Below are 22234 nucleotides of genomic sequence, written 5' to 3'. Positions count from 1 at the left end.
GAAATGATGAGGACTGCATTTGTTAAACTGCTTTGAATCCCAAATACTCTTCCGACCTGTTCTTGATGAGATTCTATTTGCAGAATGACTTGATTAGATACAAGCATAAGTCCACTTCCAATACCAGCGATAAAACTAATCAGACAGCCAAAAATGAAGGATGCACCGGGACTTACCAGACTTATCAGACTAATCCCGCCAAAGCCAATTCCCATTAAAGCAATGCCTCCACATACTACCCAACCATATTGAAAATGTTTTAATTTTTGAGTTACGAATGCGCCAATTATTCCCCCAAGACCAATAATAGAAATGATGTATCCCATTTTACTCTTATCATTCGGGAACAAGCTCTTAAATAAAGTAGGAAACTGTGAGTCTACTAATTGTAATACGGCCATAGCTATTGTAACGAAAATCATGGTTGATAATATCATCCGATTGGATAATACATAACTCCAACCTTGTAACCAAGCAGCCCAAGTACTTTGCTGTTGCTTTTCTATATGTTCTCTTGATAGAGATTCCTTTAACCTTATTGTGGGCAACAGAACCAAAGCAGCTAGTAAACAGCATATCGCCCTGATAATAAGACAAAACTCTGGCTGAAACCAACTCAGTAACATTCCTCCTATAAGTGGACCCACTATCTTAGTTCCTTGCTCAACTATCCCATTGATACTTACCGCTTTGGTAAGCAAATCAGGGGAAACAATCTGTCGTGTTAGTGTTTGCTGTGCAGGATAATAGAAAACAATAAAAATGGAACGAATCATTAGCGCTAACAAAAGCCAATGAATATTTTGGACAAATAAAAGAACAATTGTTAATAGACCAACCATAAGATTACAACACATCATAATTGGAATTTTTCTAAAACGATCAGCAATCACACCTGCCCATGAACTAAATAAAATTCCAGGAAGTGCATACGCAACTGGAATCAATCCAATCATGGTGGGGTCTACTTCCCATTCAAAACTAACAATGGTCATAATGGCTAACATGTCAATAAATACTCCGAGCATAAGCAGCGAATACGCAGAGAAAACTTGTAAATAAATTGTATTTCCCCATAGACTTTTTGAGTCGGTAGTTTTCATAAAAATGAACTCCTTAAAACGGATGTTTTTGCGTACATTGGACCCACTTTATTGAACATAATTAATCACTCTAAAAATTTTTAGCTAAATTTTAACGCATTTCAAACTTCAATTATTTATAAGGTTCAACGTCTTTTTTTCTTTTTGACGATCCACTAAATCAAATACATTTATCTCTTCATCTTTTGTTTTTTCATGTTCTTTCATTCTCTGTTCTTGCTCTGAAATAATCTCCCTTACAAATGAACGAAGGCGAATTAGAAAATCTCTATCATATTGTCTTTTCCTGCAACATTAAACAACGGGAATAGTTCATTAATTAATTCATGTTCATATAATTCTCTTTAATTTTCATCTTTTACAAGATACGCCTTTATTCGATGAAAATAATGATTTAATAGTTCTGTAACTTTATTATTTACAGTAGCTTGAACATCCAATTCGCCCCCTTTTCAGAATTATCTATATTTTCTCTTAGAATACTATCACACAAAATTTTCTCCTACTATATTCATAACGTTGAAATAATCAAATTAGAAAATTCAGATAAAAAAACAATAGTAAAATATGTTTTCTAGAAACGTCCGTAATGATTTTTTCTAGCCTTTATCAAAAACAATTTCTATATCTTTTCTTTCTAGAGGGCACCTTACATAGCCATCAACTAAAAAACAAATTACCCTCGACACGATAAAAGTATTTACGAAAATGAAATTAAATCTAAAATTGATGCCATGATAAAAGAATATGATGATATATGGAATCAAGAATGGAGACCTATTTGGGGTGAAGCGAGTAAAGGTCCTGAATCTGTAGAGCCAAACGCTATAAAAGAAAAAATGGAGAAAATTTCAAATAGATACGATGAACTATCCACAAAAAATACAGGGTTTAAAGGTTCTGAAAAACGAAGTGATTCTGAACTAAAAGAGAAGATGGATAAATTTAGAGTAGAGTTTGGCCTAGCAACAAACTATAGAAATAATGCTGGAAAAGCTGTAACTCAAGGATTAAAAGGTATAGCTCCAATGAAAGAAAGAATGGAGGAAGCTCAAAAATCAATTAAACTTTCTGATGAAAAATTTCTTAAAGCTGTCGCTAGCCTAGCTGAGATTGAGGAAAAGCTTGGTGTTAAGCACAAATAATTTGAATCGTATTTCTCAATAAATCACACAGGCCAGCATGCTACAATAATATTAGGATGGGAATCCGAATACATATTATTGAAATTAAAGTGGTTTAAGTCGGAGGAGGACACCTTAGGGTGTCTTTTCTTTATTTCTTAAAGGGACCTGCTCATTCATCATTAAAAAACATAATGTAACGTAACCCCATTAAAACACAAGCGTAACCTAATGTTCTCCCCTCTTATCAAAAAGGAGGAACTGTTATGGGATTTGGTGGTAGCTGTGGCAGTTGTGGCTTTGGTGGTGGATTCGCACTACTAATCGTACTGTTCATTCTATTAATCATTATTGGCTGTAGTTGCTTTTGCTGATTCACCTACTAGTAAAGAAAAGGCACTCATTTGAGTGTCTTTTCTTTACTCTTAATCGCCACACATTGTGTAGGAATTAAGAGTAACTAAACTTTTTGAAAGAACATTTTCATAATAATGCATATATTCCCTACTGTTAAAACAGTAAAACCCTATTTTATTATGTAATTTTGGTAATATACCTAAGGATGGATCATTTGTTTATAAAGGAGGTCTGACGTCAAAATGCGGATATTACACACTAAGAAGTTACCATAAACGACCGCTTTCACCCCTTATACTGAAATCCTTTTTTATCACGATTCACATACTTAGTACATGGAATCCGTGAAATTATGGTGCTACCTCTTAATAGACTGTCTTCTTATTTGATAAATAAATATAATAAGAATTTAAAATATCCTTTTCATGGATATCCCCCACCATTCAGATCACAATAATGATTATCCCCAAAATTTAGTTGTGCAACTTCAGATTTTTTTGTAATCAATTCATTTGCAATTGCTGTAATTCCCCCACTAGATAACATGAATACTGATACTGCACTTATAACTAATGATTTAAACATAAAATTACCCCTTTCCTGATTTTTCAAACGACAACAAAATCATAAACCACTTAACTCGATATGTAAATAATGTAAAAAAACAACACGATGTGCAGGGATTCATTCAATCCAAATCTTCCAGCATAGGCTCATCATCTCAATTTTCTTATTGGGGTACCTCCACATCGCTATCAAGCTTAGCATTCCAAAAGATAATATGATAGTGTATTTTTTTGATTTTTGAATACATTAAAAATGTGCATGACAAATAAACCTACTGAATAGGATCTTTAAAAAATCATTATGTACATTTTCATTTTTATGACATCGTACACTCATACACAGTACCTAAGCTATCAAAGCCTGTCCTCTTCTCATATTGACGGGATTTCTGTCCATTTTTCTGTAAAAATGGTTCTGGATTAATATATTTAATTTTTTTTAAAACTTATGTCTTTGTAAGGATCCTTACAATAATGTAAGGATTTTGTTAGGTATTTCGATGTTTTTAATACTCAAATTCAATTAAACTAAAAATAGTAAATCATTCGAAATACACACTCAAAAAACTATAAAGGAGTTGATACTGAAAAAAATTATTTGTTTTACTTGATGTGTTCACAAAATTAAATAGAAATAGGAAGTATAAAATGGTCTTCAGCAAAACGAAAACTACCCTCACGAAGTAATCTTTCTAAAATGCTGGTGAACATACTGAAATACTTGCTATGCAGATGTAATCATGAATCCCTCGTATTTATAATTGAAGGCGATTAAGCAAACAATTAGAGAAGAGGGATTTTTCTTTTGTAATTTATTAATTGATATAAGAATCATAGTATAAAACACTTCTCTTTTTAGATGAACATCTTATAAAAAAGGAAGATATTTAGGATTGCGTTTTAATTGTTTTGTTATGATATCTTTAAACTTTTTATATTGGAGGAAACCTAAAGTGAAAAAACGTAATGCTGAATTTTTAATAGCTTTGGTTGGGTCTATATTAGGAACTATTAGTTCTTTTTTCATTTTCTTATTAACAGGGTTCATTCCGGCTGCGCAAAATTCGCTATCATATATGTTTTCTAGTTCTTTTATAGTATTTTTGCTTCAAATTGCAGCTATAGTTCTTTCTTGCAGTATTAACTATATAAACAAAAAATTATATGGGGTAATAATGATTAGTATTGCGCTTATTTCTTTATCTACATATTTTCTCTTCTTGTTGATACCTGCCGTTCTTTACATGATATCTGGTGGATTAGCATTTAGACCAATAGAAAATACTTCATTTCAGAAAAAAGAATAAAAAAGACACTAAATTTAAAGTGCCCCTGTCAAATAGACAGTATTCAAAAAGCACAACTATGCAATCTCAGTTCTACATTTATATATTTTGATTAGTATTATGGGTGCTGCGGTAGCACCTTTTTTGATAGTAGTAGCCTCATATATATCTATAAAAACAAAACACCCTACTCCTATTATTATGTTTGAACAACTGTTTAGTGAAGCTAATTTGTATACTATTGGCGTGATTAGAATTCCTTTATTTGGAGTTACCACTACTTATCTTTTGAATCGCGAATATGCAGAAGACACATTAAAGAATTTATTAACTATTCCTGTATCACGCATTAACTTCCTTATAAGCAAATTAATAGTCTTATTCTTATGGAGTATGCTCCTAATTTTGGTTGCTTGGGGGCTTACTGTTATTTTCGATCTATTAGGACAGTTTGAAGGTCTTAATTCATCATTATTAATGGAATCCTTAAGACGGTTTCTCATAGGTAGAACATTTCTATTTATTTTATCAATACCACTCCTATTTATAACAATCGCATTTAAAAATTATGTATCAACTATTGTATTTACGATTGTAATAGTCTTATTAAACTTAATGACGACAAATTCAAAACATAAAGGGTTGTTTCCATAGCAACCAGCAGGAGAGATTTCAAGAAATACCCTTCTTCCCACTTACCCTCCCGAATATTCCTATATTGTTATTTTTGCAACATCTTTCATTGGATTAATAGCAGTAATTACTTGTTTTAAAAGGAGAGATATTCACTGAGGAATGTAAAAATTGAAACTACCTAAGTTTTGAAAAACAACGAAAAATTATAGAAATATACACACTTAAGGAGAGATTTGAAAATGTCTTTTTCTCAATTAAATATTGATGCTTTTCGAGCTATCAATGATTTAGGTAAACAATATTCATTCCTAAACTCAACCATGATATTTTTAGCAGAATATATGGTGTATTTTTTAGGACTAATCATTATAGCTTATTGGTTTACTCAATCTAGAAAAAATAAGATGATGATTATTCAAGCGATGATTGCTTTCGTCACTGCTGAGATAATTGGAAAACTAGCAGGGAAATTTCATTTGAATTATCAACCATTTGCAGTATTACCTGATGTTAATAAACTTGTCAATCATGCAGTAGATAATTCATTTCCTAGTGACCATACGATTCTATTTTTTTCAATTTGTTTTTCGTTTTGGCTTGTTCGTAAAAAGACTGGATGGCTTATGCTCGCATTCTGTGTAGCTATCTCTCGTATCTGGGTAGGAGTTCATTATCCTTTTGATGTCGTAACAGGAGCCTTAATAGGAAGTATTTCAGCATTATTTTCGTATTGGTTAACACCGAAAATTGTATTTATCAAACAATTACTTAATCTTTATGAAAAAATAGAGCAAAATATCTTGCCATCCAAAAACAAATCGAAAGACTTTTGAGTATAAATAGTTGTAAAAAAGAATTGCACATTATAAAAATCAAAGATAAATAAAGCAGGATATTGAAAAGGAACCATACGATATTTTGTATGGTTCAGGATTCTGTCATCAGCAAAGATTATGTAAAAAATCAGCCGATTCTCTGTGCGTTAAGGAATCGGTTAATTTGTGTCCTAATTTTATCTAAATGTACAATTTTTCCAAAATGATATAGTGATCCATGTCCATCAAGTTAAATTAAAGTGTTACCCTCAATAGGCTGAATATTCCTATCTTTTCTTTGAAATACGAAACGATGTATTCATTTTTTTGGCGTATACTTCTAATTTGTTTCTATACAGAATAAGGAGGACAAAATGGGATTCATAATCAATGATATAGAAAAAAGATGGCCTGGTGGGAAAATCCCCTTTGAAATTAGCGATATGGATTCCCCTAAATATGGAATGGGTCGCCAAGTGATTGAGGATGCTATTGAGCAATGGAATAGCAAATCGGATATCCCCCTTGTACCACGTGATAATGAAAATGATTATGTGACATTTAAGTCTGGAAAAAAGTCTGAATCTCACGTTGGAAGAAAAAAGGGGATGCAGATAATCAGTTGTGACATTGACTTAAAGAACAACAAATTCGGGGATGTATTACATGAAATTGGACATGCATGTGGCCTATTTCACGAGCACCAGCGTCCAGATCGAGGAAGTTTTGTTAATGTAATGAGTAATGATCCGAGGGACTATGCGATAATACCAAATGGTACTAAAATAGATAATTATAATTGCTGCTCAATTATGCATTATCCAGGGATTCCTGGAAAAATCTCCAACCTAAATTGCACAACTATTGGACAAAACGCTTTGTTAAGTCAAGAGGATTTAGACGCAATTCAGGTGATGTATCCAATTGTTTACATAACTACGTCAGCTGATACAAGTGATTACGGTACTGCACTCGTATCCAATCAAAACGATCTGTTTATGCGAACTAACTCTACAATAGCCAATCACCATTTTCTTGAGTTGTATATCATTTTTAAGTCCTAAGAAGTGATTAAGTTGTTCTTGTGAGTAATATCTATATCCACTTTCCGTTACATGATGAGGCTTAAAAGTTCCGGCTTTATCCCAGTTTCTCAACGTTTGTGTTGTTTTCCCTATCAGATTAGCAAATTTACCAATTGTGTAGTATTTCATCTATATCACTCCTACAAATACCATAAAATAAATATTATAATAATTGATAGGGTTTTATAATCTTTTGTAATTTATTTTTAACTGTCACTTCCCCTCCTTTTATATCCTTAAGAGCTTTTTTAACATTTCATTTTCCGCTCCTAATCTTCTGATTTGATCCTTGGTCTACCTACACCTGGCTCTTTCGCTTTGCCCGTTTTTCTTCTATTCCTTCGGTACCTTCCCTCAAAATGTTTCGCCCACTCTCTTACTACTGAGTGATCAATTCCTAGTTCTTTAGCGACCGTTTTATATCCCATTCCTTCTTTAAGGTATAACTCTACTGTTTTTTTTAAAATTCTAAAGTTACTCTAATTTTCCCCATAGAAAAAATCCCCTCCATAATAAACAGATTAATGTGCTTTCTTTTTACTGTCTACTATAAAGGGATCATATCAATGGATGCTTTCTTCTTTTTATTTCATATAACCGTTTACATCAAAATAGTATTTAACTCCATTGATTCACATGTCGCAAGCCCTAATTCTTACAGATTAACTGGTGGGATTCTAAATTACTAGACGTTCGCAGTCCATTTCTGTTTTAAACAACCTTCAAGTTGAGGGTACCTCATTGTCCTTCTAAGCCAAACTATTAGGTGCTTAGGCAGATTCAATCACAGTTGCATAGCAAATAATCATCGCCCCAACGATATCACGATGTTTCTCAAACCCACACCGGCACTTGTATTTTCTATTTTGTGCCTTATTTCTTTCGGAACATATGGGACATGTTTGACTTCTATATGCAGAGTTCACATATTCGACCTTAATACCAACTATGGTAGTTTTGTACTCGATGAATTATGCCAAACGATAAATGACCAAGTATGCAGATTACTTTCATTTTTAAAGCTTGTGCATGCCGCCTGTCTAATATTCGTTAACTGCTCTAATCAAATGACAGAAATGTTGTTATCTATTGCCAAATCAATGATTTCACGACTTATTTTGTGGTCTTCGTGTTGGGTAATTAATTTAGGCTGGATTAGCAAAAGCAATTGTGATATCTGCTTCGCAAGCAATTTCTTGATTTACTGTAGCTATGGCATGAGCTTTTGCAAATGAAGCGCGAACGCGTGTTATTTTTACTTCTAAGCGTAATTGATCCCCTGGTATAACTTGTTTTTTGAAGTGACAATTATCAATACCAGCGAATAGTCCGAGTTTTTCACTATGTTCTTCTTTCTTGTGCATGATAATTGCACTTACTTGTGTTAAAGCTTCTAAAATTAAGACACCCGGCATTACTGGACTCTCGGAGAAATGTCCATTAAAAAATTGTTCATTAGCTGTAACATTTTTGATCCCTATTGCATGTTTACCTTCTTCAATTTCTGTAATGGAATCAACTAATAAAAATGGATATCGATGAGGAAGAATATCTTTGATCTGATTAATATCTAACATATATTTTCTCCTTTATTATTTAGACATTTAGTATATAGAACACTTTAATTATTACATTATTTATCTTTATAAACAATCAGAAGATATAGATAAATCAAATTAATTATTCAAACCAAAATAACAGGGATTTCTATTTAGAGAATAATAATATAAATTTAGTATATAACAGATATCAATATTTGTAAGCGGCATCATTAAAAAATATGAATTTTTAAATAATATAACAAATCTCTTGTTCCTAGATTCTTTTTTATTAATCAAACATTTGTTTAAAATGTACGATTCTCTATCGTTGCTATGTGATTTCTTTGAGCTACTCACCACTTAACGTCCTTACGAACTGCTTGAAGTGGGAGATTTCTAAGTACAGAAGCATACCAATAAAACCGTTTGTCGCTTTTAAATAAAGTCACGATGTTTATAAAAAAGACGCGATGTTTTGAATAAAGTCGCGACGTTTTTCCCCTTTGGATCTGTTTATCTAAAGGGGGGTTTTTATAGTGAAAAATGAAAAGAAGATCTGAACTGAAAAGCAGATTAAGGAACTGTTGAGTAGCAATAAAGTTACTCCACTAAAGGGCCATTTAATGGAATAACGACTTTTGAAATAATTTTATTCGTTTACGAAGTTCGAATATAACTAACTGAAAAATATGAAAATAGATCCCTTCATTAATATTGACAATGGAAACAAATCACAATAAAATTTGATTGATTAATCAATCAAATTTTATGAGAGGAGTGTCTAAATGGGAGCTAGACTTACTAATGATGAAAAAAAGAAAAGGAAAAGATCTACTATCCTAAACGCTGCAATTAAATTATATAGTGAGAATGGTTTTGCAGAGACAAAAGTTGCCGAAATAGCAAAAGAAGCAGGAGTTAGCTTTGGTACCGTATTTACGTATTTTGATTCAAAAGAAGCACTTTATGAATCCGCGATTTTGGAGCCATTGGAGGAAATCAAACCATATTTTATTGAGATAGAAGAACACTTTAAAGGTGGGCCTCTTGAAGTTGTGAAGGAAATGATAAATTGCCATGTACAACTCTTTTCAATGAGAAGTGAATACCTACGTCTAATCCAGCAGGTTCTTGCGAGACCTGATCGATTTCCAAAGCTTTTTAAAGAACTAAACGATTTCGTAAATGTATTTATAGACTGTATTCATCCGGTTATTGAAGCAGGTCAAAGGCTGGGTTACTTTTATGAAGAATCACCTTCACTAATTGCTGAGTCGTACTTATCCATCTTAAACGGAATGCGTTTAACGTTTATTGATGAATATATAAACTTGATGTGGAAGGATATAACAATACAAGCCCTGAGATTGTTTGGACCTATCCCTAATAAATAAGGAGTGATTTATATGAAATTGAGAGATATCCACCCCAACATCAAGCTTCGCCTGGCCATGCAATTTCTAGGTAGCCTTATTTCTATGGCTGTTATACCTTTTTTGGCAATCTATTTTTCTCAGAAAATCGGAACTACTGAAACGAGTATTATTCTTATAATACTTGTGATTAGTGGGGCCATTGGAGGTTTTATCGGGGGTCATGTCTCAGACAAAATAGGTCGGAGAAAAATAATGATTTATTCTGAACTTGGTATATTGTTTTCGTATCTATTTATAGCACTTTGTAATTCCCCTTGGTTTAACCTTCCTTATATTACTGCAGCATTCTTTATCATTAATATGTATTGTGGAGGAATGTTTCAGCCAGCAGCACAAGCTATGATTATCGATGTTACTAATTCCGAATCGAGAAAGCTCGTATTTACAATTAGTTACTGGTTGGGGAATTTATCAACTGCTATTGGGGGAATCATTGGAGCATTTCTTTTTAAAAACCACTTGTTTGAGTTATTTATTGGGATTTCACTCATCTCTTTGTTATCTGTGTTCATGACCGTATTCTTCATCACAGAAACCTATACACCGGAAACTTCATCTAAGTCTTCTAATTATAAGAAAAAATTTTCATCAATAGAGATGTTACAAACCTATTCAACCGTTTTAAAAGATAAGCTGTTTATGTTTTATATTTTCGGAGCGATCTTGATCTTTTCCTTGGAACAGTCTTTAACAAACTATATTGGGATTCGTCTTGAAAAAGATATACCCCATCATTCAGCTTCATTGTTTGGAATAGATTTCATGCTTGATGGCACAAAGATGTTGGGTTTTCTCCGAACAGAGAATACAATTCTTGTAGTTCTCTTATCAAGTGTTGTATTATTCTTATTTAAAAAGTGGAGTGATCGCTGGACTCTAGTTACAGGAATGTTGATATTTTCTATATGTTTTAGTGTTTTTGCTTTTACAAATAGCGTGTTGTTTCTTTTTATTGCCATGTTTATTGGAACAATTGGTGAACTGATGTATGTCCCTATTAAACAGGCGATGATAGGGGAACTTGCACCACCTAACGCTCGTAGCACCTATATGGCTTTTAATAGCTTGACTTTCTACGGAGCAATGATTGTATCTTCGTTGTTGATCATCATTGGAGAGTGGATTCGCCCCATATATATGGGGGGATTGCTTCTTATTCTAGGATTAACGGGTACATTTTTTTACTACATAATAACAAAAACGCTAGACTCTAAAGTTAGTGAAAAGAATGAACGAAAAGTACCTGTTTCTTATTAAAGGGTTATTTTCCCACTAATGCATGAAAAGAAACTAACTAGAAAACAATTTTCTGCAATCGGGCGCGATCAATGAGGATTGAAGAGCGGTACTATCTACTTCTTTTAACCAAATCCTACCCTGCTACTTCTTTAATTGAGTGAGCTCGGCAGAGCAAGCATGATAGGTTAATCCTTTTCCGGTTTCTTTATAGTTTCATTCCAAAGAGTCAGGAAACAATTGAATACAAAGCGACTGCAACCAATCGTTTTCGCAATTAACATTTCCTGTTCTTTATTGGGATAGATACGAAACTTATATGCCTTATTTACTAACACGGGTTGCACCTCACCTTTTAATAGGATACCTACAGTGTACAAAAAATGTAAGCTTACGCCTACCGACATTCATCTTCCACCTAAAATTGGTGTTTCACACCTTCACAGTTTTGAGGAAGGAGTCTTCTGTCGGGAAAAGATAAAAAAACAATAACAGAAAAACGAAGGGAGTACGTTGCAATGAATAAAGGAGATGCTATTCTACGGCTACTCATGGAAATAAAACTGGAACTAAAGGAAGTAAAAGAACAAGTGGAACAAATTCAAACGTCGCTGAAAAATATAGAAAAGCAAAATCAAAAAAGAGAAGTTCCTTCAACTGTCACTAAGAAAAAACAGGATTGGAAATATCCATCCAAAATGAAATAAAAAAGACCACAGATTTTCCTAACGAGTTTACTTGTGAGGTGCAAACAGATAAATCTCATATGAAACCTTATATTAAAACACCGAAAAATCTCAATTATAATCACAGTATATTTCACAAAAAAGACCGACTTAGTAAAAGTTGGTCTTCCCTATACCAAATAATGTAATTTTGAACTAACGAAGACATTAGTTTAATAAAACCTCCACCTCTAAATCCACTCTTTTCCATGTTCACGAATGAATGTAATATCGTTTTGATAATGTTCAAGGTGTCCTTCATCTATCATTTTTTGAAAATTCATATCACCTTCTTTGGCTTTTCTTTTCATGTATTTACATAACCCTTCTAATCGTAGCAATACCATCTCCAAATAATCTTCTTCCATACCCTCACCGTAGGATTCAAAAAACAATTTAACTCTTTGTTTTATACGGTCGGCATGCTGTAATGAATTATAATAAACTGCCTCACCTGTTTCAGTATGATAAACTCTACTTAAGGGGACACAAGTGTAAAGAGTATAGGCTATGTCCCAAAGTCTTGGACCAGGACCAGCAACATCAAAATCAATACTACCTACTGGCTTAAGTCCTTTAACTAAAATTCCCTTATTTCCTCCTGAGATACCACTCAAATCGATTAGGTTTCCATAATCATCAGGAATTTCGACCGAATAAGGTAAAAGTCTCGATTGCATTAATGTTTCTGAAGAAATATGCAACTTGATTTTCGCATATGGCTTATCCCCAAAATCAAGATTATGTTCATTATGAAATAACGTTTCGCCATCAATGATTACTGGATAATCTTTATAAGCTATAATATTTTCTACATGTAGATCATTCATATTCAATATGTATAATAATGTGATTAAATGGCCCATCCGTAAGTAAAAATTTTCAACATCTTCTTGAGTTTCACATTCTTCATAATCAATAAACTCTTGGAAAGCAAAGGAATCTCTATAAATTCCTTTTGGAATTTTAATATCTAATAGATTAGAATAGTCATTTATCCAAGAAGTAAATTTTTCAAAGCCTTCACTTACACTAGAATTTTTCGGCTTGTAAACTATTTTCTTGTTTTCAAACTTCAAAATGATTACACTTTTACCATTTTCGTGAGAATCCCCTGCTGACAAGTTAACATCTGATAGTCTAAGCTTGTCTTTTCCAAGAAAATGACAAATTTCACTCTTACATTCTTCTATTGCTAAAAGTAGATTTTCATAGTTTTCTAGGAAAAATTGAGTTCTAGTTGCAATCAATCTTCCAACCACGGCGTATCGGCTATAAAATTCGGCGTATGCCATTTTTCCGTTAAAAGTACTCTGTAAGAATTCATCAAATATATTTTTTCGTAAATCATGTTTTTTTTGTCTCAAATGAAATAAAAACTCTAAATAAAATACGAATCTGATCAAAAGCTATTTGATTATGCGTTTTCACTAAAAATATTCAAAAATGAAGCTAAAACAGCTAACGTGGAAGCAAAAAAAGAAGAAGACGATAAAAGGAAAGCAGACGAGCAAAAGAAATTAGAAGAACAGCAGAAGGCCGAGGAACAAAAACGATTAGAGGAACAGCGTAAACAAGAAGAAGCTAAAAAACAAGAACAACAAAAAACAGCCATAAATACAGATAAAAGTACATATGAATATGAACTTAAGACAAAGATCGATGCCATGATAAAAGAATGTGATGAAATATGGAATCAAGAATGGCGATCTATTTGGGGTGAAGCAAGTAAAGACCCTGCATCTGTGGATCAGAATGCTTTAAAAGAAAAAATGGAGGCAGTTTCAAATAGATACGATGAACTATCCAAGAAAAATATAGCATTTAAAGATGGTGAAAAACTAAGCGATCCTGTATTGAAAGAGAAGATGGAGAAATTTAGAGTAGAATTTGGTTTAGCGACAAACTATAGAAGTAATGCTGGAAGAGCTGTAACTCAAGGATTAAAAGGTTTAGCTCCAATGAAAGGAAGAATGGAAGAATCTCAAAACCCATTAAACTTTCAGATCAAAAGCTAATTAACGCGGTAGCTAACTTAACTGAAGTTGAATCGAAACTAGGAGTTAGTCGTAATTAGAGATCGCAACAAAATATAGATTTGAATCATATTTCTCAAAAGAAAATACAAAGTAAAAGACTCAGTTGATTATCCAGTAGATATTTTAGTTGCACTTACTTCAAAACAATATAAAAGATAGCAAAAAGATAGCAAAATAATATTTTTTTTATATTCCATCTATATGGTCTCTCCATACATGCTCACGGAAACAATTTGTAAATTGACCTGTAAAATCTGTAAAAAAATAGAATACATGTATTTTATCGTTTTCCGACAGAAGACTCCTTCCTCAAAAATGTGAAGGTGTGAAACACCAATTTTAGGTGGGAGATGAATATCAGAAAACGATAAAGTTACAATTAATTAGAGTAATATTTTCAATTATAAATTTTAAGATATAATTAAATTGTTATTTAAATCCAATTAATAAAGTTTGATATAAGTTTTTTACATTTACTATTACGATACACGAAATTATTATGAACAGTTTAAAAAAAGCCCCTCGAAAGGCGCCACTTATTTTACAAGATACTGTTGTAATTCATTTATTAATAGTTCTGCACCTTCTGGACTTAATGTGATCTTACCGTTTGCTAATGAACGGTTACGGTTTGACACTTCTCCTGTTACTACACAAACATCACCAGGCTCATACTTTTGTAAAATGATCGTTTCACCCTCTACAAAGATCTCTAAAGGAGATTTCTCCTTAATCCCTAGTGTATCCCTTAATTCTTTTGGAATTACCACACGCCCTAATTCATCTACTTTTCGATTTATACCTGTTGATTTCATTGAGCCTCTCCCCTCCATTTCATACCCTATGCTTCTATTGTAACAAGCTTTCTCTAAAGGTAAGTCCTTAGTTAAAAGTTGCGGAAAGTTCAATCTCTTTCGTCAGATTCGTATCGTCCCCCCCAATAAGAACACAAGCCACAATTGTTTTGGAATGAATATCTAATCCAGCACATTGATTGTATAATATCCCCAAATGAATCAGCCACCTTTAGGAAAAATTCCATGTAAAGAGGCAAACTACCATTAAAAGTTATGTTATATACTCACTGTGTACGATGTCTCCATTATGGTTGGAAGAGTCTATTTTCATTCCTAGGTTCAGAGCAAAAGATTGATTCCTTACAATTTCGCAAGTAATCTTACAAAACTGTAAGAAATCAAATGTATAATTCAATGGTTTAAACTACGCACCTAATTTAAAATAATAATACATAAAATTTTATGATATGTTATACGGGAGTGAACTACAATGGAAAATAACAAAAACAAGTTATACACACAAATTGTTACTGGTTCATGTTTAGTGGGGATAATTTTAGTTGCTATTATTGCCGTAATTATAAACTTTATTAAATAAACTTGTATATTATCTTACACACAAACATTGGAACTCCTCAAATCATCTCCAATAACATCCACTCTAAATATTGAACTACTCACTATTTAACATCCTTACGGACCGTTCAAAGTAGAAGAACGGTCTCGTATTCATTAGGCTATCCCCGTAGTTCCTGTGGTAAGAGGCAAATCGCTTCATTTCTAAGATTTAATCCTGCGTTAATATCTCTATCGTGATGTATGTCACAAGAAAGACACTCCAGCTTACGAAGGTTTAGATTTTTAACGTCCTTATTTTAGTGACCACAACTTGAACATAGTTGGCTGGGAGTAAACGTTTTTGATACAACGACAACTTTCTTCCTGTACCATTTTTCCTTGTATTCCAACATGTTCCTAAACTGTGAATAAGAACTTTCGCTAATTGCTTTTACAAGTTTACCGTTTTTCAGCATATTTCTTACTTGTAGATTCTCAATACCTTTGACATCGTGGTTTTTGATAGCTTTACTTCTAATCGTACGGAAGAATTTACGTTTTTTGTATGCAGTTCCTTCTGAAAGAATGGCAAAATTAATAAACTTGACGATAATTAACTAAAAAGATAAAATCAAATATTGAACTAGTAATTACTTTAAAACCGAAATATATCTCTAAACTAAAAAAGGGTGTTTACCTATGCTAGATGTTTATGCTGTGAAGTTAGATACAAATATAAGCAAGAAAAAATTTGATATATTGCTAGCTTCTGTTTCAAACGAAAAACGCGAGCGAATAAACCGATTTTACAGGTTAGAAGATGCTCAAAGAACTTTACTTGGTGACATTCTAGTTAGATATATCATTTGCAAAAAATTAAATATAGAAAACTACGAAATAGATTTTCGTGTAAATAAATATGGAAAACCGTATATTGTTAATTTTGATCATATTCATTTTAATATTTCGCATTCAGGTGATTGGGTTGTAGGTTGCTGTGGTACTTCTTCAGTGGGAATTGATATTGAACGTGTGGAAGCAGTAGATATAAGTATTGCTGAACAATTTTTTTCATTAAAGGAATATAATGCTTTAAAATCACAAAACCCTTTAAAAAAAGAAAGTTTTTTTTATGAATTATGGACTTTAAAGGAAAGCTACATAAAAGCTGTTGGCCATGGACTCTCCATCCCTTTAAACTCTTTTACAATTAAGTTTGATAAAAATGGGATAACAGCTCTTAATCCTAATAATTCTGATACATACTTCTTTAAACAATATGATATAGATGAAAAATATAAAATGGCATTATGTGCAACAAATCATAAATTCCCTGATAGTGTAAAAGTTATTAACATTCACCAACTATATGAGGAATTTATATTATTATAGGAAGTTGTATCTAATAAACCAATTAGAAATGCCTAAAATATTTTCAATTAACTATCGTCAAGTTGTAATTCCTACCCAAAATATAAATTCTCACTTAAGTAAGTGGATCCTTCCATCAATTTACTTAACCACAAAGGGACACCAACTAATTAACGCACCAAAGAAATTAAAACTTACTGTCACTACTTTGTATACTATGAGCTAAGTGTTAAAATGAATGTCCAGACCTATTTTATTATTTAGCCAATGTACCTCTCTCCTCAAGAAACAAGTGAAAGGGAGATACATTGGCTTTTTACGTAAGCAAAAGAATGTCCTTTCGTGTTAAACCAAAAACAAGACTGAAAGACGATACGAATTTCGTATCAACCGTAAGAATCCCCCACTTCAGGCGTAGCTAAGTGGGGGTAGTTCAACTGACATACATTAGATAAAATTATGATTATGCAAATACTTGTATTTCTTGATTGATAAGTTTAACAATTGATTCTACACGCTCATTAATAAAAAAATGTCCTCCTTCAAAAGGAACAATATTACAACTGTTTTTAGTATATAACCTCCATCCTAGTAATTCTTCTTCTAAGATATCGTCTTCTTTACCGTGAAGCACAGTTATATTGCAATCAAACTTAAAATTCTCATTAGAATAATCATAATTTTCAATTATTTTAAAGTCTGATTTTAGAATAGGGATAAAAATATCAAGCAACTCTGGAGTATCAAGTATTTCTTGAGGTGTTCCTCCCATTTGTTTAATCTCATTTTTAAACTCTTCATCCGGAAATAAATGCGTTTTCTCTTTTTCATTGGAGTAGCCTTGAGGAGTTTTCCCGCCCGAGAAAAACATATGCAATGGAGTAGCTCCATTTAATTGCTTAACTTTATACGCTAATTCGTAGGCTAATAAACTTCCCATACTGTGTCCAAAAAAGATGAAAGGCTTGTGCAAATATGGTTTAATTTGAGAATAAATATCTTCAATTGCTTCATCTAAAGAAGAGTATAGTGGTTCATTAAATCTCTTTCCTCTTCCCGATAGTTCAATAGCATGTAATTCTATTGAGGAATCTAAATACTTTTGCCAGTTAGCATATATTCTTTCTGATCCTCCTGCATATGGAAGACAAAATAATGTTATATTATTCATAATGCTACAGCCCCTCTCTACATTTAACATTGGTCTCTTTTTTATAGCTCTTATATCTAATTCTTAAAGGCATATTTAGTTCCAAACTGTTCTTCACTAAAACTTTGAATACCAAGTTAAATCTATTAATGAAACATACTAAAATAAAGGACACTGTGCAATCCTAGATATACTATAAGATATAGTTTTTCTAGGATTATCTACAGCGTCTCCCATTTAAAATTTCATAATTAAATTCTCTTTGGTAGCATATTACTTATATAGCTACGACAAGCAATAAGAAAATATATTGTCTGCATAACTAAATAAATGCCAATAACGATAAACGAATAAAACCAACTGGATGACATAAGAATATTATCTAATGCTTTCATTGCAACTAGCGCGTGAACAATACCAACGATGCAAGGTAAGAAGAAAATAATTCCAACCTGGGTGAAAACGATTTTTCGAATTTCACCTTCTGTTACACCAATCCTTGTAAGCGCCTTAATTTGTGCTTGATCTTCTTTTAACTCCGTAAATAACTTAAAGTAAATCATGCTACCAGCTGCAATGAAAAACAGCAAGCTGATAAACAAGCCGATAAACATCGTGATTGAGATCATTTCCTTCAGTTCTTCTTGTTGCGCTGATACTGCTAAAATAGAAAATGCACCTGATGCCGTTACAATAATGGCACTTAAAATTGATACTATAAATAGCATCCTCGCATTATCCTTCATCTTATAACCGAGCTGAGCAATAACCATCATATTCGTACGATTGTAATAGATATTATAGCGTTTCTGAATAAAACGTAACAATAATATACTGAACTGAGAGTATAATAAATATGTACCAATTACCACAGCAACCATAATACCAATTGCCAACATACTGAACTCTTGCATATCCAGCAAACCAAAGTTTCCGCCATTTAACATCAATGCCATGGCGTAACCAGCCACTAAAGATATTATTGCAAGTGCAACAAGCCAAGGCGAATAAAACAATTCTCCTTTTGTCTTTCGTGAAGCCTTAAGTAATTCAATGATTTCTGTACGCCCAAGCCCCAACACACTCCAAAACGATATAAGTGTAAACAGTACTAAAAAGCTACCCATTGTTAATCCGACTGCTTGAAGCGGAACGGAAAACGTAATAGTATCATTCATATTAAGCAACATAGAAAGTACAATAAAAAATAACTTACTAAACAATATCCCTAAAGCAATTCCTACTGAAATTGCCAGCACCGCAATTGTTAAATTTTCATAAATAACAAGTCTACGCAACTGCATACGAGTCATTCCGAATAGCGAAAACAGACCGAATTCCTGCTTTCTGGTCTTCAAAAATGCAGAATTAGAATAGAGCACAAACAAAAATGAGAAAATAACGATTACATACTCACAGAATATCATTCCTAGTCTCACTTTATCAGCAGCTATAATATTACCATTCACCACATCAGGATGAGCTAGAAAAGCTGCATAGATATAAAAAATCATTACAGAAAATACACTGCTCAGAAAAAAGGCACTGTACGAACGCCATTTACCTCGAATGTTACTAAACGCGAGCGAACGAAACGTCATCAAAATTCCCTCCCAAAACGCTCAATGCATCCAATATTTGTTGGAAGAAGGCTTGTCGATTTGCACCACGTCGAATTTCTGAGAACTGTCTTCCATCCTTAATAAATACAATACGCTGACAATAACTTGCTGAAAACGGATCATGAGTTACCATAAGAATGGTTGCATTCATTTGTTCATTCATATCTTTCAGCGAGTCCATTACATCCTTTGCCGCCTTAGAATCCAAGTTTCCGGTTAATTCATCTGCAAGTACCAATGATGGCTTATGAATAAATGCACGTGCAATTGCTGCACGTTGTTTCTGTCCACCAGACACCTCATATGTACGTTTATTTAATATTTTATCAATTTGCAACCATTTAGCGAGCGGCTGAAGTTTTTCTTCAATAATCTCAGGAGCAATACCCTCCAATACTAATGGCAAAACAATATTTTCTTTAATTGATAATGTATCTAGTAGATTAAAATCTTGAAAAACGAAACCCAGTTCACGTCGTCTGAAAAGTGAAAGTTTCTTTTGACTTAACTTACTTGGGTCAACACCACCAATTTTGATTTGACCAGATGTTGGACGATCAATTGTCGACAACAGATTAAGCAGCGTCGTCTTTCCACTTCCTGAAGGCCCCATGACCCCCACAAATTCGCCAGGCTCTATAGTTAAATTAATATCATCTAATGCCTTATAAACAACTGACCCTTTAGAGCTATATATCTTGCCAAGGCCCTGCGCTTCTAGCATACTCATTATACAATCCCTCCTCTTTTATATATCACAAGTATAGTTCAAAAAGAGTATTAAACCCATCGATTTCCCTTTCAAAATTGACAGTAAACCTTACAATATTGTCACTCAATTCTCCATAAACAACTAAAAATATTGTTATAACAACTAATAAACCTTACAATATTGTCACTTAATATCAAACATATGGATTCCACGAGGCTCAAAGCTGACTATAAATGTTGTCCCTTCTCCCAAAACTGATGTTACAGACAAAGCGTGACCAAGGCGCTTACACACCTCTTTTGCTAAATATAAGCCCATTCCTGTCGATTCTCCCGCTGTTCTTCCATTCTCTCCTGTGAAGAATGGTTCAAAAACCCTCGGGAGATCGTGCGATGCAATTCCAATCCCCTCATCAACCACACTCAGCTTTCCGCCCCCGTGCACACTCTCCTCCAAACAGAAAACTAGTTGCTTTGCCCCAGGTTTATCCTTACTGTATTTAATTGCATTACTCACTAGTTGGTTTAGCACGAACTTCATCCATTTCTCATCCGTTTCTATCCATGCCTCTCCATCAATCCGTGGATATATAGAATGACGAATCCAAAAACTCTTATGTGCATTTATAACAGCACTAATCAACTTATGAAGTGGAATTTTTTTTAAGTGACTATCAATTTCAAACTTATCAAGGCGTGCTGTATACAACATCATTTCTAAATCTCTTGTCATTCTGTTTGTTTCTTCCTGTATACTAACTACTAGCTGCTCTTGCTCTTCCTCCGTATATGGTATTTGCTGCAAAGCCTCTTGTATAAGCAAATCAATAACTGATACGGGCGTTTTCATATGATGCACCCATTGTAATACAAAATGATTATGTAACTCCTGTTGACGACGATATGTTCTAAGCTCATTCAAATAACTACTGTATTGCTCCTGTAAGAGCCTAGCTACCAAATATTGCTCTCTTGTTACCATGGCCTGCACAATCTCTATAGCATCTACATCGGATCGATTAATCGCATCCTTAACTTGATTGTAATAAGCTTTTTGCCGAAGGTAATCAAAAACCAACCATAGACCCATTAAGAATAGCGAAAGCAATATAAAATAAAATATTATCCCACCATCTATTAACCCTGAAGGACTCACATTGTCCACAAGCATAATCCCCGTACCAAGTCCAATAATGAGCAAACATAAATACATATATAACAATCTATCCTGCAAAAATAAAATTATTGTTGATTTTTTCATGAACTTTCCCCCGCATGCTCATCACTTAAGGAAAGCTTATAACCTTGGCTCCTAATCGTTTCAATCACCTTGGGTAGTCCGATTTCCTCCAACTTCTTCCTAACCCTTGTTACATTGACTGTTAGCGTATTATCATCGACAAACTGAACATCATCCCACAAGGTCTCCAAAAGCTTCTCACGAGAGACCGGCTTCCCAATTCGACGCATAAAGCATTCGGTCAACAATCGTTCGTTTTTCGTTAACTCAACCTTCTGATCCTTCCAACTCAGCTCATTACGTGGAATATTCAGTCGTAATCCATACACATTGATCTCATTCTCATTTATACCTAAGTCAGTTGACATAGTAGCGTATTCCCCGTAAACTCTTCGCAATGTACTTTTCACTTTTGCCATTAACAAATCTAAATGAATAGGTTTTGTAATATAGTCATCACCACCGTTTTCAATAGCCATTACTTGGTCCATCTCACCTGCCCGTGCAGATATAAAAATAATTGGTATACTTGAGCGTACTCGTATCTGCCTACACCAATAGTAGCCATCGAAATATGGTAGATTAATATCAAGCAGTACCAAATGTGGTTCATATTCCTCCAACTCAGTTAGCAAATCTCGAAAATCTGAAGCACAACACGCTTCAAATCCATATTTCTCCATATTATTTTTCAAAATAGTGGAAATCTTTGGGTCATCTTCTATAATAAAAATACGATACATAATATACCTCCTATTAATTTTGGGGAACCCTGACTTCATAAGCATACTGTGAACTTTTCTATGCACACCTATTTTAATACTAAAATAGCAGGA

General features: G+C 33.3%; 20 protein-coding genes and 9 pseudogenes. 11 read left to right on the top strand and 18 right to left on the bottom strand.

The annotated features are described in order from the left end of the window. Positions 1–1103 (bottom strand): MFS transporter (locus DJ93_RS28045; protein ID WP_042984703.1); only part of this gene is annotated, 1103 nt, incomplete at its 3' end. A 689-nt stretch (positions 1104–1792) separates the two neighbouring features. Between DJ93_RS28045 and DJ93_RS28035 the strand changes: the two are divergent. Both DJ93_RS28035 and DJ93_RS31735 read left to right on the top strand, forming a co-directional pair. Beyond that, a pseudogene (locus DJ93_RS28035) lies at positions 1793–2248 on the top strand (ribonuclease); the annotation flags it as partial. 245 nt (positions 2249–2493) lie between these two features. Further along, the gene (locus tag DJ93_RS31735) at positions 2494–2601 is read left to right on the top strand and encodes a YjcZ family sporulation protein (RefSeq protein WP_076855920.1); all 108 of its coding nucleotides are present in this window, start codon (positions 2494–2496) and stop codon (positions 2599–2601) included. Between the two features lie 406 nt (positions 2602–3007). Here DJ93_RS31735 and DJ93_RS32955 read toward each other — a convergent pair whose 3' ends face one another. Continuing rightward, positions 3008–3169: a hypothetical protein gene (locus DJ93_RS32955; RefSeq protein WP_161785277.1), complete on the bottom strand. Its 162-nt coding sequence runs from the start codon at positions 3167–3169 to the stop codon at positions 3008–3010. Positions 3170–4103: 934 nt separating this feature from the next. Here DJ93_RS32955 and DJ93_RS28030 point away from each other — a divergent pair. The 4 genes and pseudogenes from DJ93_RS28030 (at position 4104) to DJ93_RS28015 (ending at position 6951) form a co-directional block, all read left to right on the top strand. Beyond that, positions 4104–4457, top strand: a complete 354-nt coding sequence (locus DJ93_RS28030) for a hypothetical protein (protein ID WP_042984702.1) — start codon at positions 4104–4106, stop codon at positions 4455–4457. A 63-nt stretch (positions 4458–4520) separates the two neighbouring features. Beyond that, positions 4521–5228: pseudogene (locus DJ93_RS28025) on the top strand (ABC transporter permease). Positions 5229–5311: 83 nt separating this feature from the next. Continuing rightward, on the top strand, positions 5312–5905 hold the full coding sequence (locus tag DJ93_RS28020) for an undecaprenyl-diphosphatase (RefSeq protein WP_042984701.1): 594 nt from the start codon (positions 5312–5314) through the stop codon (positions 5903–5905). Positions 5906–6261: 356 nt separating this feature from the next. Continuing rightward, positions 6262–6951, top strand: coding sequence for a M12 family metallopeptidase (locus DJ93_RS28015; RefSeq protein WP_042984700.1), 690 nt, complete (start codon positions 6262–6264; stop codon positions 6949–6951). On the opposite strand, the pseudogene DJ93_RS31730 reads toward DJ93_RS28015, so the two are convergent. From DJ93_RS31730 to fabZ, 5 genes and pseudogenes are all read right to left on the bottom strand, one after another. Beyond that, positions 6880–7101: pseudogene (locus tag DJ93_RS31730) on the bottom strand (MerR family transcriptional regulator); the annotation flags it as partial. The gene DJ93_RS28015 and the pseudogene DJ93_RS31730 overlap by 72 nt on opposite strands. 140 nt (positions 7102–7241) lie before the next feature. Continuing rightward, positions 7242–7400 carry a hypothetical protein gene (locus tag DJ93_RS34220; RefSeq protein WP_241484395.1) on the bottom strand — a complete coding sequence of 53 codons (159 nt, stop codon included), beginning with the start codon at positions 7398–7400 and terminating at the stop codon, positions 7242–7244. 156 nt (positions 7401–7556) lie between these two features. Beyond that, entirely contained in the window at positions 7557–7604 is a 48-nt protein-coding gene (locus DJ93_RS34940; RefSeq protein WP_374937192.1) for a hypothetical protein, read from the bottom strand. Positions 7605–7742: 138 nt separating this feature from the next. Beyond that, positions 7743–8107, bottom strand: a pseudogene (locus DJ93_RS31725) (zinc ribbon domain-containing protein); the annotation flags it as partial. A gap of 10 nt (positions 8108–8117) precedes the next feature. Further along, the gene (fabZ, locus tag DJ93_RS28005; protein ID WP_042984699.1) at positions 8118–8549 is read right to left on the bottom strand and encodes a 3-hydroxyacyl-ACP dehydratase FabZ; all 432 of its coding nucleotides are present in this window, start codon (positions 8547–8549) and stop codon (positions 8118–8120) included. A gap of 749 nt (positions 8550–9298) precedes the next feature. On the opposite strand from fabZ, the gene DJ93_RS28000 reads away from it, so the two are divergent. Both DJ93_RS28000 and DJ93_RS27995 read left to right on the top strand, forming a co-directional pair. Beyond that, positions 9299–9907 (top strand): TetR/AcrR family transcriptional regulator, encoded by a 609-nt coding sequence (locus tag DJ93_RS28000; RefSeq protein WP_042984697.1) that lies wholly within the window; start codon positions 9299–9301, stop codon positions 9905–9907. 12 nt (positions 9908–9919) lie between these two features. Continuing rightward, positions 9920–11206: an MFS transporter gene (locus tag DJ93_RS27995; protein ID WP_042984696.1), complete on the top strand. Its 1287-nt coding sequence runs from the start codon at positions 9920–9922 to the stop codon at positions 11204–11206. Between the two features lie 126 nt (positions 11207–11332). Here the strand turns inward: DJ93_RS27995 and DJ93_RS27990 are convergent. Beyond that, positions 11333–11523, bottom strand: a pseudogene (locus DJ93_RS27990) (helix-turn-helix domain-containing protein); the annotation flags it as partial. 180 nt (positions 11524–11703) lie between these two features. Here DJ93_RS27990 and DJ93_RS27985 point away from each other — a divergent pair. Next, positions 11704–11892, top strand: a complete 189-nt coding sequence (locus DJ93_RS27985; RefSeq protein ID WP_042984693.1) for a hypothetical protein — start codon at positions 11704–11706, stop codon at positions 11890–11892. Between the two features lie 209 nt (positions 11893–12101). Here the strand turns inward: DJ93_RS27985 and DJ93_RS34215 are convergent. Both DJ93_RS34215 and DJ93_RS34210 read right to left on the bottom strand, forming a co-directional pair. Next, positions 12102–12482, bottom strand: a pseudogene (locus DJ93_RS34215) (aminoglycoside phosphotransferase); the annotation flags it as partial. 30 nt (positions 12483–12512) lie between these two features. After that, a pseudogene (locus tag DJ93_RS34210) lies at positions 12513–13205 on the bottom strand (DUF4135 domain-containing protein); the annotation flags it as partial. A 141-nt stretch (positions 13206–13346) separates the two neighbouring features. Here DJ93_RS34210 and DJ93_RS27975 point away from each other — a divergent pair. Continuing rightward, positions 13347–13987 (top strand): annotated as a pseudogene (locus DJ93_RS27975) (ribonuclease). Positions 13988–14485: 498 nt separating this feature from the next. Here DJ93_RS27975 and DJ93_RS27970 read toward each other — a convergent pair. From DJ93_RS27970 to DJ93_RS31715, 3 genes and pseudogenes are all read right to left on the bottom strand, one after another. Next, entirely contained in the window at positions 14486–14764 is a 279-nt protein-coding gene (locus tag DJ93_RS27970; protein WP_042984691.1) for an AbrB/MazE/SpoVT family DNA-binding domain-containing protein, read from the bottom strand. A gap of 67 nt (positions 14765–14831) precedes the next feature. Beyond that, on the bottom strand, positions 14832–14960 hold the full coding sequence (locus DJ93_RS34515; RefSeq protein ID WP_259300266.1) for a hypothetical protein: 129 nt from the start codon (positions 14958–14960) through the stop codon (positions 14832–14834). Positions 14961–15483: 523 nt separating this feature from the next. After that, a pseudogene (locus DJ93_RS31715) lies at positions 15484–15900 on the bottom strand (zinc ribbon domain-containing protein); the annotation flags it as partial. Positions 15901–16003: 103 nt separating this feature from the next. Between DJ93_RS31715 and DJ93_RS27965 the strand changes: the two are divergent. Further along, the gene (locus tag DJ93_RS27965) at positions 16004–16696 is read left to right on the top strand and encodes a 4'-phosphopantetheinyl transferase family protein (protein WP_042984690.1); all 693 of its coding nucleotides are present in this window, start codon (positions 16004–16006) and stop codon (positions 16694–16696) included. A 442-nt stretch (positions 16697–17138) separates the two neighbouring features. On the opposite strand, the gene DJ93_RS27960 is transcribed toward DJ93_RS27965, so the two are convergent. From DJ93_RS27960 to DJ93_RS27940, 5 genes are all read right to left on the bottom strand, one after another. Further along, a complete protein-coding gene (locus tag DJ93_RS27960; protein ID WP_196777066.1) occupies positions 17139–17846 on the bottom strand; it encodes a thioesterase II family protein in 708 nt (235 codons plus the stop codon). A 230-nt stretch (positions 17847–18076) separates the two neighbouring features. After that, on the bottom strand, positions 18077–19426 hold the full coding sequence (locus DJ93_RS27955) for an FtsX-like permease family protein (protein ID WP_042984689.1): 1350 nt from the start codon (positions 19424–19426) through the stop codon (positions 18077–18079). Next, complete coding sequence (locus tag DJ93_RS27950) at positions 19401–20177, bottom strand: ABC transporter ATP-binding protein (RefSeq protein WP_052109744.1); 777 nt, start codon at positions 20175–20177, stop codon at positions 19401–19403. The genes DJ93_RS27955 and DJ93_RS27950 overlap by 26 nt, the downstream gene beginning before the upstream one ends. Before the next feature lie 165 nt (positions 20178–20342). After that, on the bottom strand, positions 20343–21419 hold the full coding sequence (locus DJ93_RS27945) for a sensor histidine kinase (RefSeq protein WP_042984687.1): 1077 nt from the start codon (positions 21417–21419) through the stop codon (positions 20343–20345). Further along, positions 21416–22141 (bottom strand): response regulator transcription factor, encoded by a 726-nt coding sequence (locus tag DJ93_RS27940; RefSeq protein ID WP_042984685.1) that lies wholly within the window; start codon positions 22139–22141, stop codon positions 21416–21418. Before DJ93_RS27940 ends, DJ93_RS27945 begins: the two co-directional genes overlap by 4 nt. Positions 22142–22234 lie beyond the last annotated feature (93 nt).

It is taken from the genome of Bacillus clarus, from assembly GCF_000746925.1.
Lineage (GTDB): Bacteria > Bacillota > Bacilli > Bacillales > Bacillaceae_G > Bacillus_A > Bacillus_A clarus.
This window is presented reverse-complemented; position numbering and strand designations above follow the sequence as displayed.

Bases quoted from the DNA above. Each gene is read 5' to 3' on its own strand.
- DJ93_RS27940 (WP_042984685.1), bottom strand. From the start codon at position 22,141: ATGTATCGTATTTTTATTATAGAAGATGACCCAAAGATTTCCACTATT.
- DJ93_RS27960 (WP_196777066.1), bottom strand. From the start codon at position 17,846: ATGAATAATATAACATTATTTTGTCTTCCATATGCAGGAGGATCAGAA.
- DJ93_RS27985 (WP_042984693.1), top strand. From the start codon at position 11,704: ATGAATAAAGGAGATGCTATTCTACGGCTACTCATGGAAATAAAACTG.
- DJ93_RS27950 (WP_052109744.1), bottom strand. From the start codon at position 20,177: ATGAGTATGCTAGAAGCGCAGGGCCTTGGCAAGATATATAGCTCTAAA.
- DJ93_RS28000 (WP_042984697.1), top strand. From the start codon at position 9,299: ATGGGAGCTAGACTTACTAATGATGAAAAAAAGAAAAGGAAAAGATCT.
- DJ93_RS31735 (WP_076855920.1), top strand. From the start codon at position 2,494: ATGGGATTTGGTGGTAGCTGTGGCAGTTGTGGCTTTGGTGGTGGATTC.
- DJ93_RS27945 (WP_042984687.1), bottom strand. From the start codon at position 21,419: ATGAAAAAATCAACAATAATTTTATTTTTGCAGGATAGATTGTTATAT.
- DJ93_RS28020 (WP_042984701.1), top strand. From the start codon at position 5,312: ATGTCTTTTTCTCAATTAAATATTGATGCTTTTCGAGCTATCAATGAT.
- DJ93_RS27995 (WP_042984696.1), top strand. From the start codon at position 9,920: ATGAAATTGAGAGATATCCACCCCAACATCAAGCTTCGCCTGGCCATG.
- DJ93_RS27965 (WP_042984690.1), top strand. From the start codon at position 16,004: ATGCTAGATGTTTATGCTGTGAAGTTAGATACAAATATAAGCAAGAAA.
- DJ93_RS27970 (WP_042984691.1), bottom strand. From the start codon at position 14,764: ATGAAATCAACAGGTATAAATCGAAAAGTAGATGAATTAGGGCGTGTG.
- DJ93_RS32955 (WP_161785277.1), bottom strand. From the start codon at position 3,169: ATGTTTAAATCATTAGTTATAAGTGCAGTATCAGTATTCATGTTATCT.
- DJ93_RS34220 (WP_241484395.1), bottom strand. From the start codon at position 7,400: ATGGGATATAAAACGGTCGCTAAAGAACTAGGAATTGATCACTCAGTA.
- fabZ (WP_042984699.1), bottom strand. From the start codon at position 8,549: ATGTTAGATATTAATCAGATCAAAGATATTCTTCCTCATCGATATCCA.
- DJ93_RS27955 (WP_042984689.1), bottom strand. From the start codon at position 19,426: ATGACGTTTCGTTCGCTCGCGTTTAGTAACATTCGAGGTAAATGGCGT.
- DJ93_RS28015 (WP_042984700.1), top strand. From the start codon at position 6,262: ATGGGATTCATAATCAATGATATAGAAAAAAGATGGCCTGGTGGGAAA.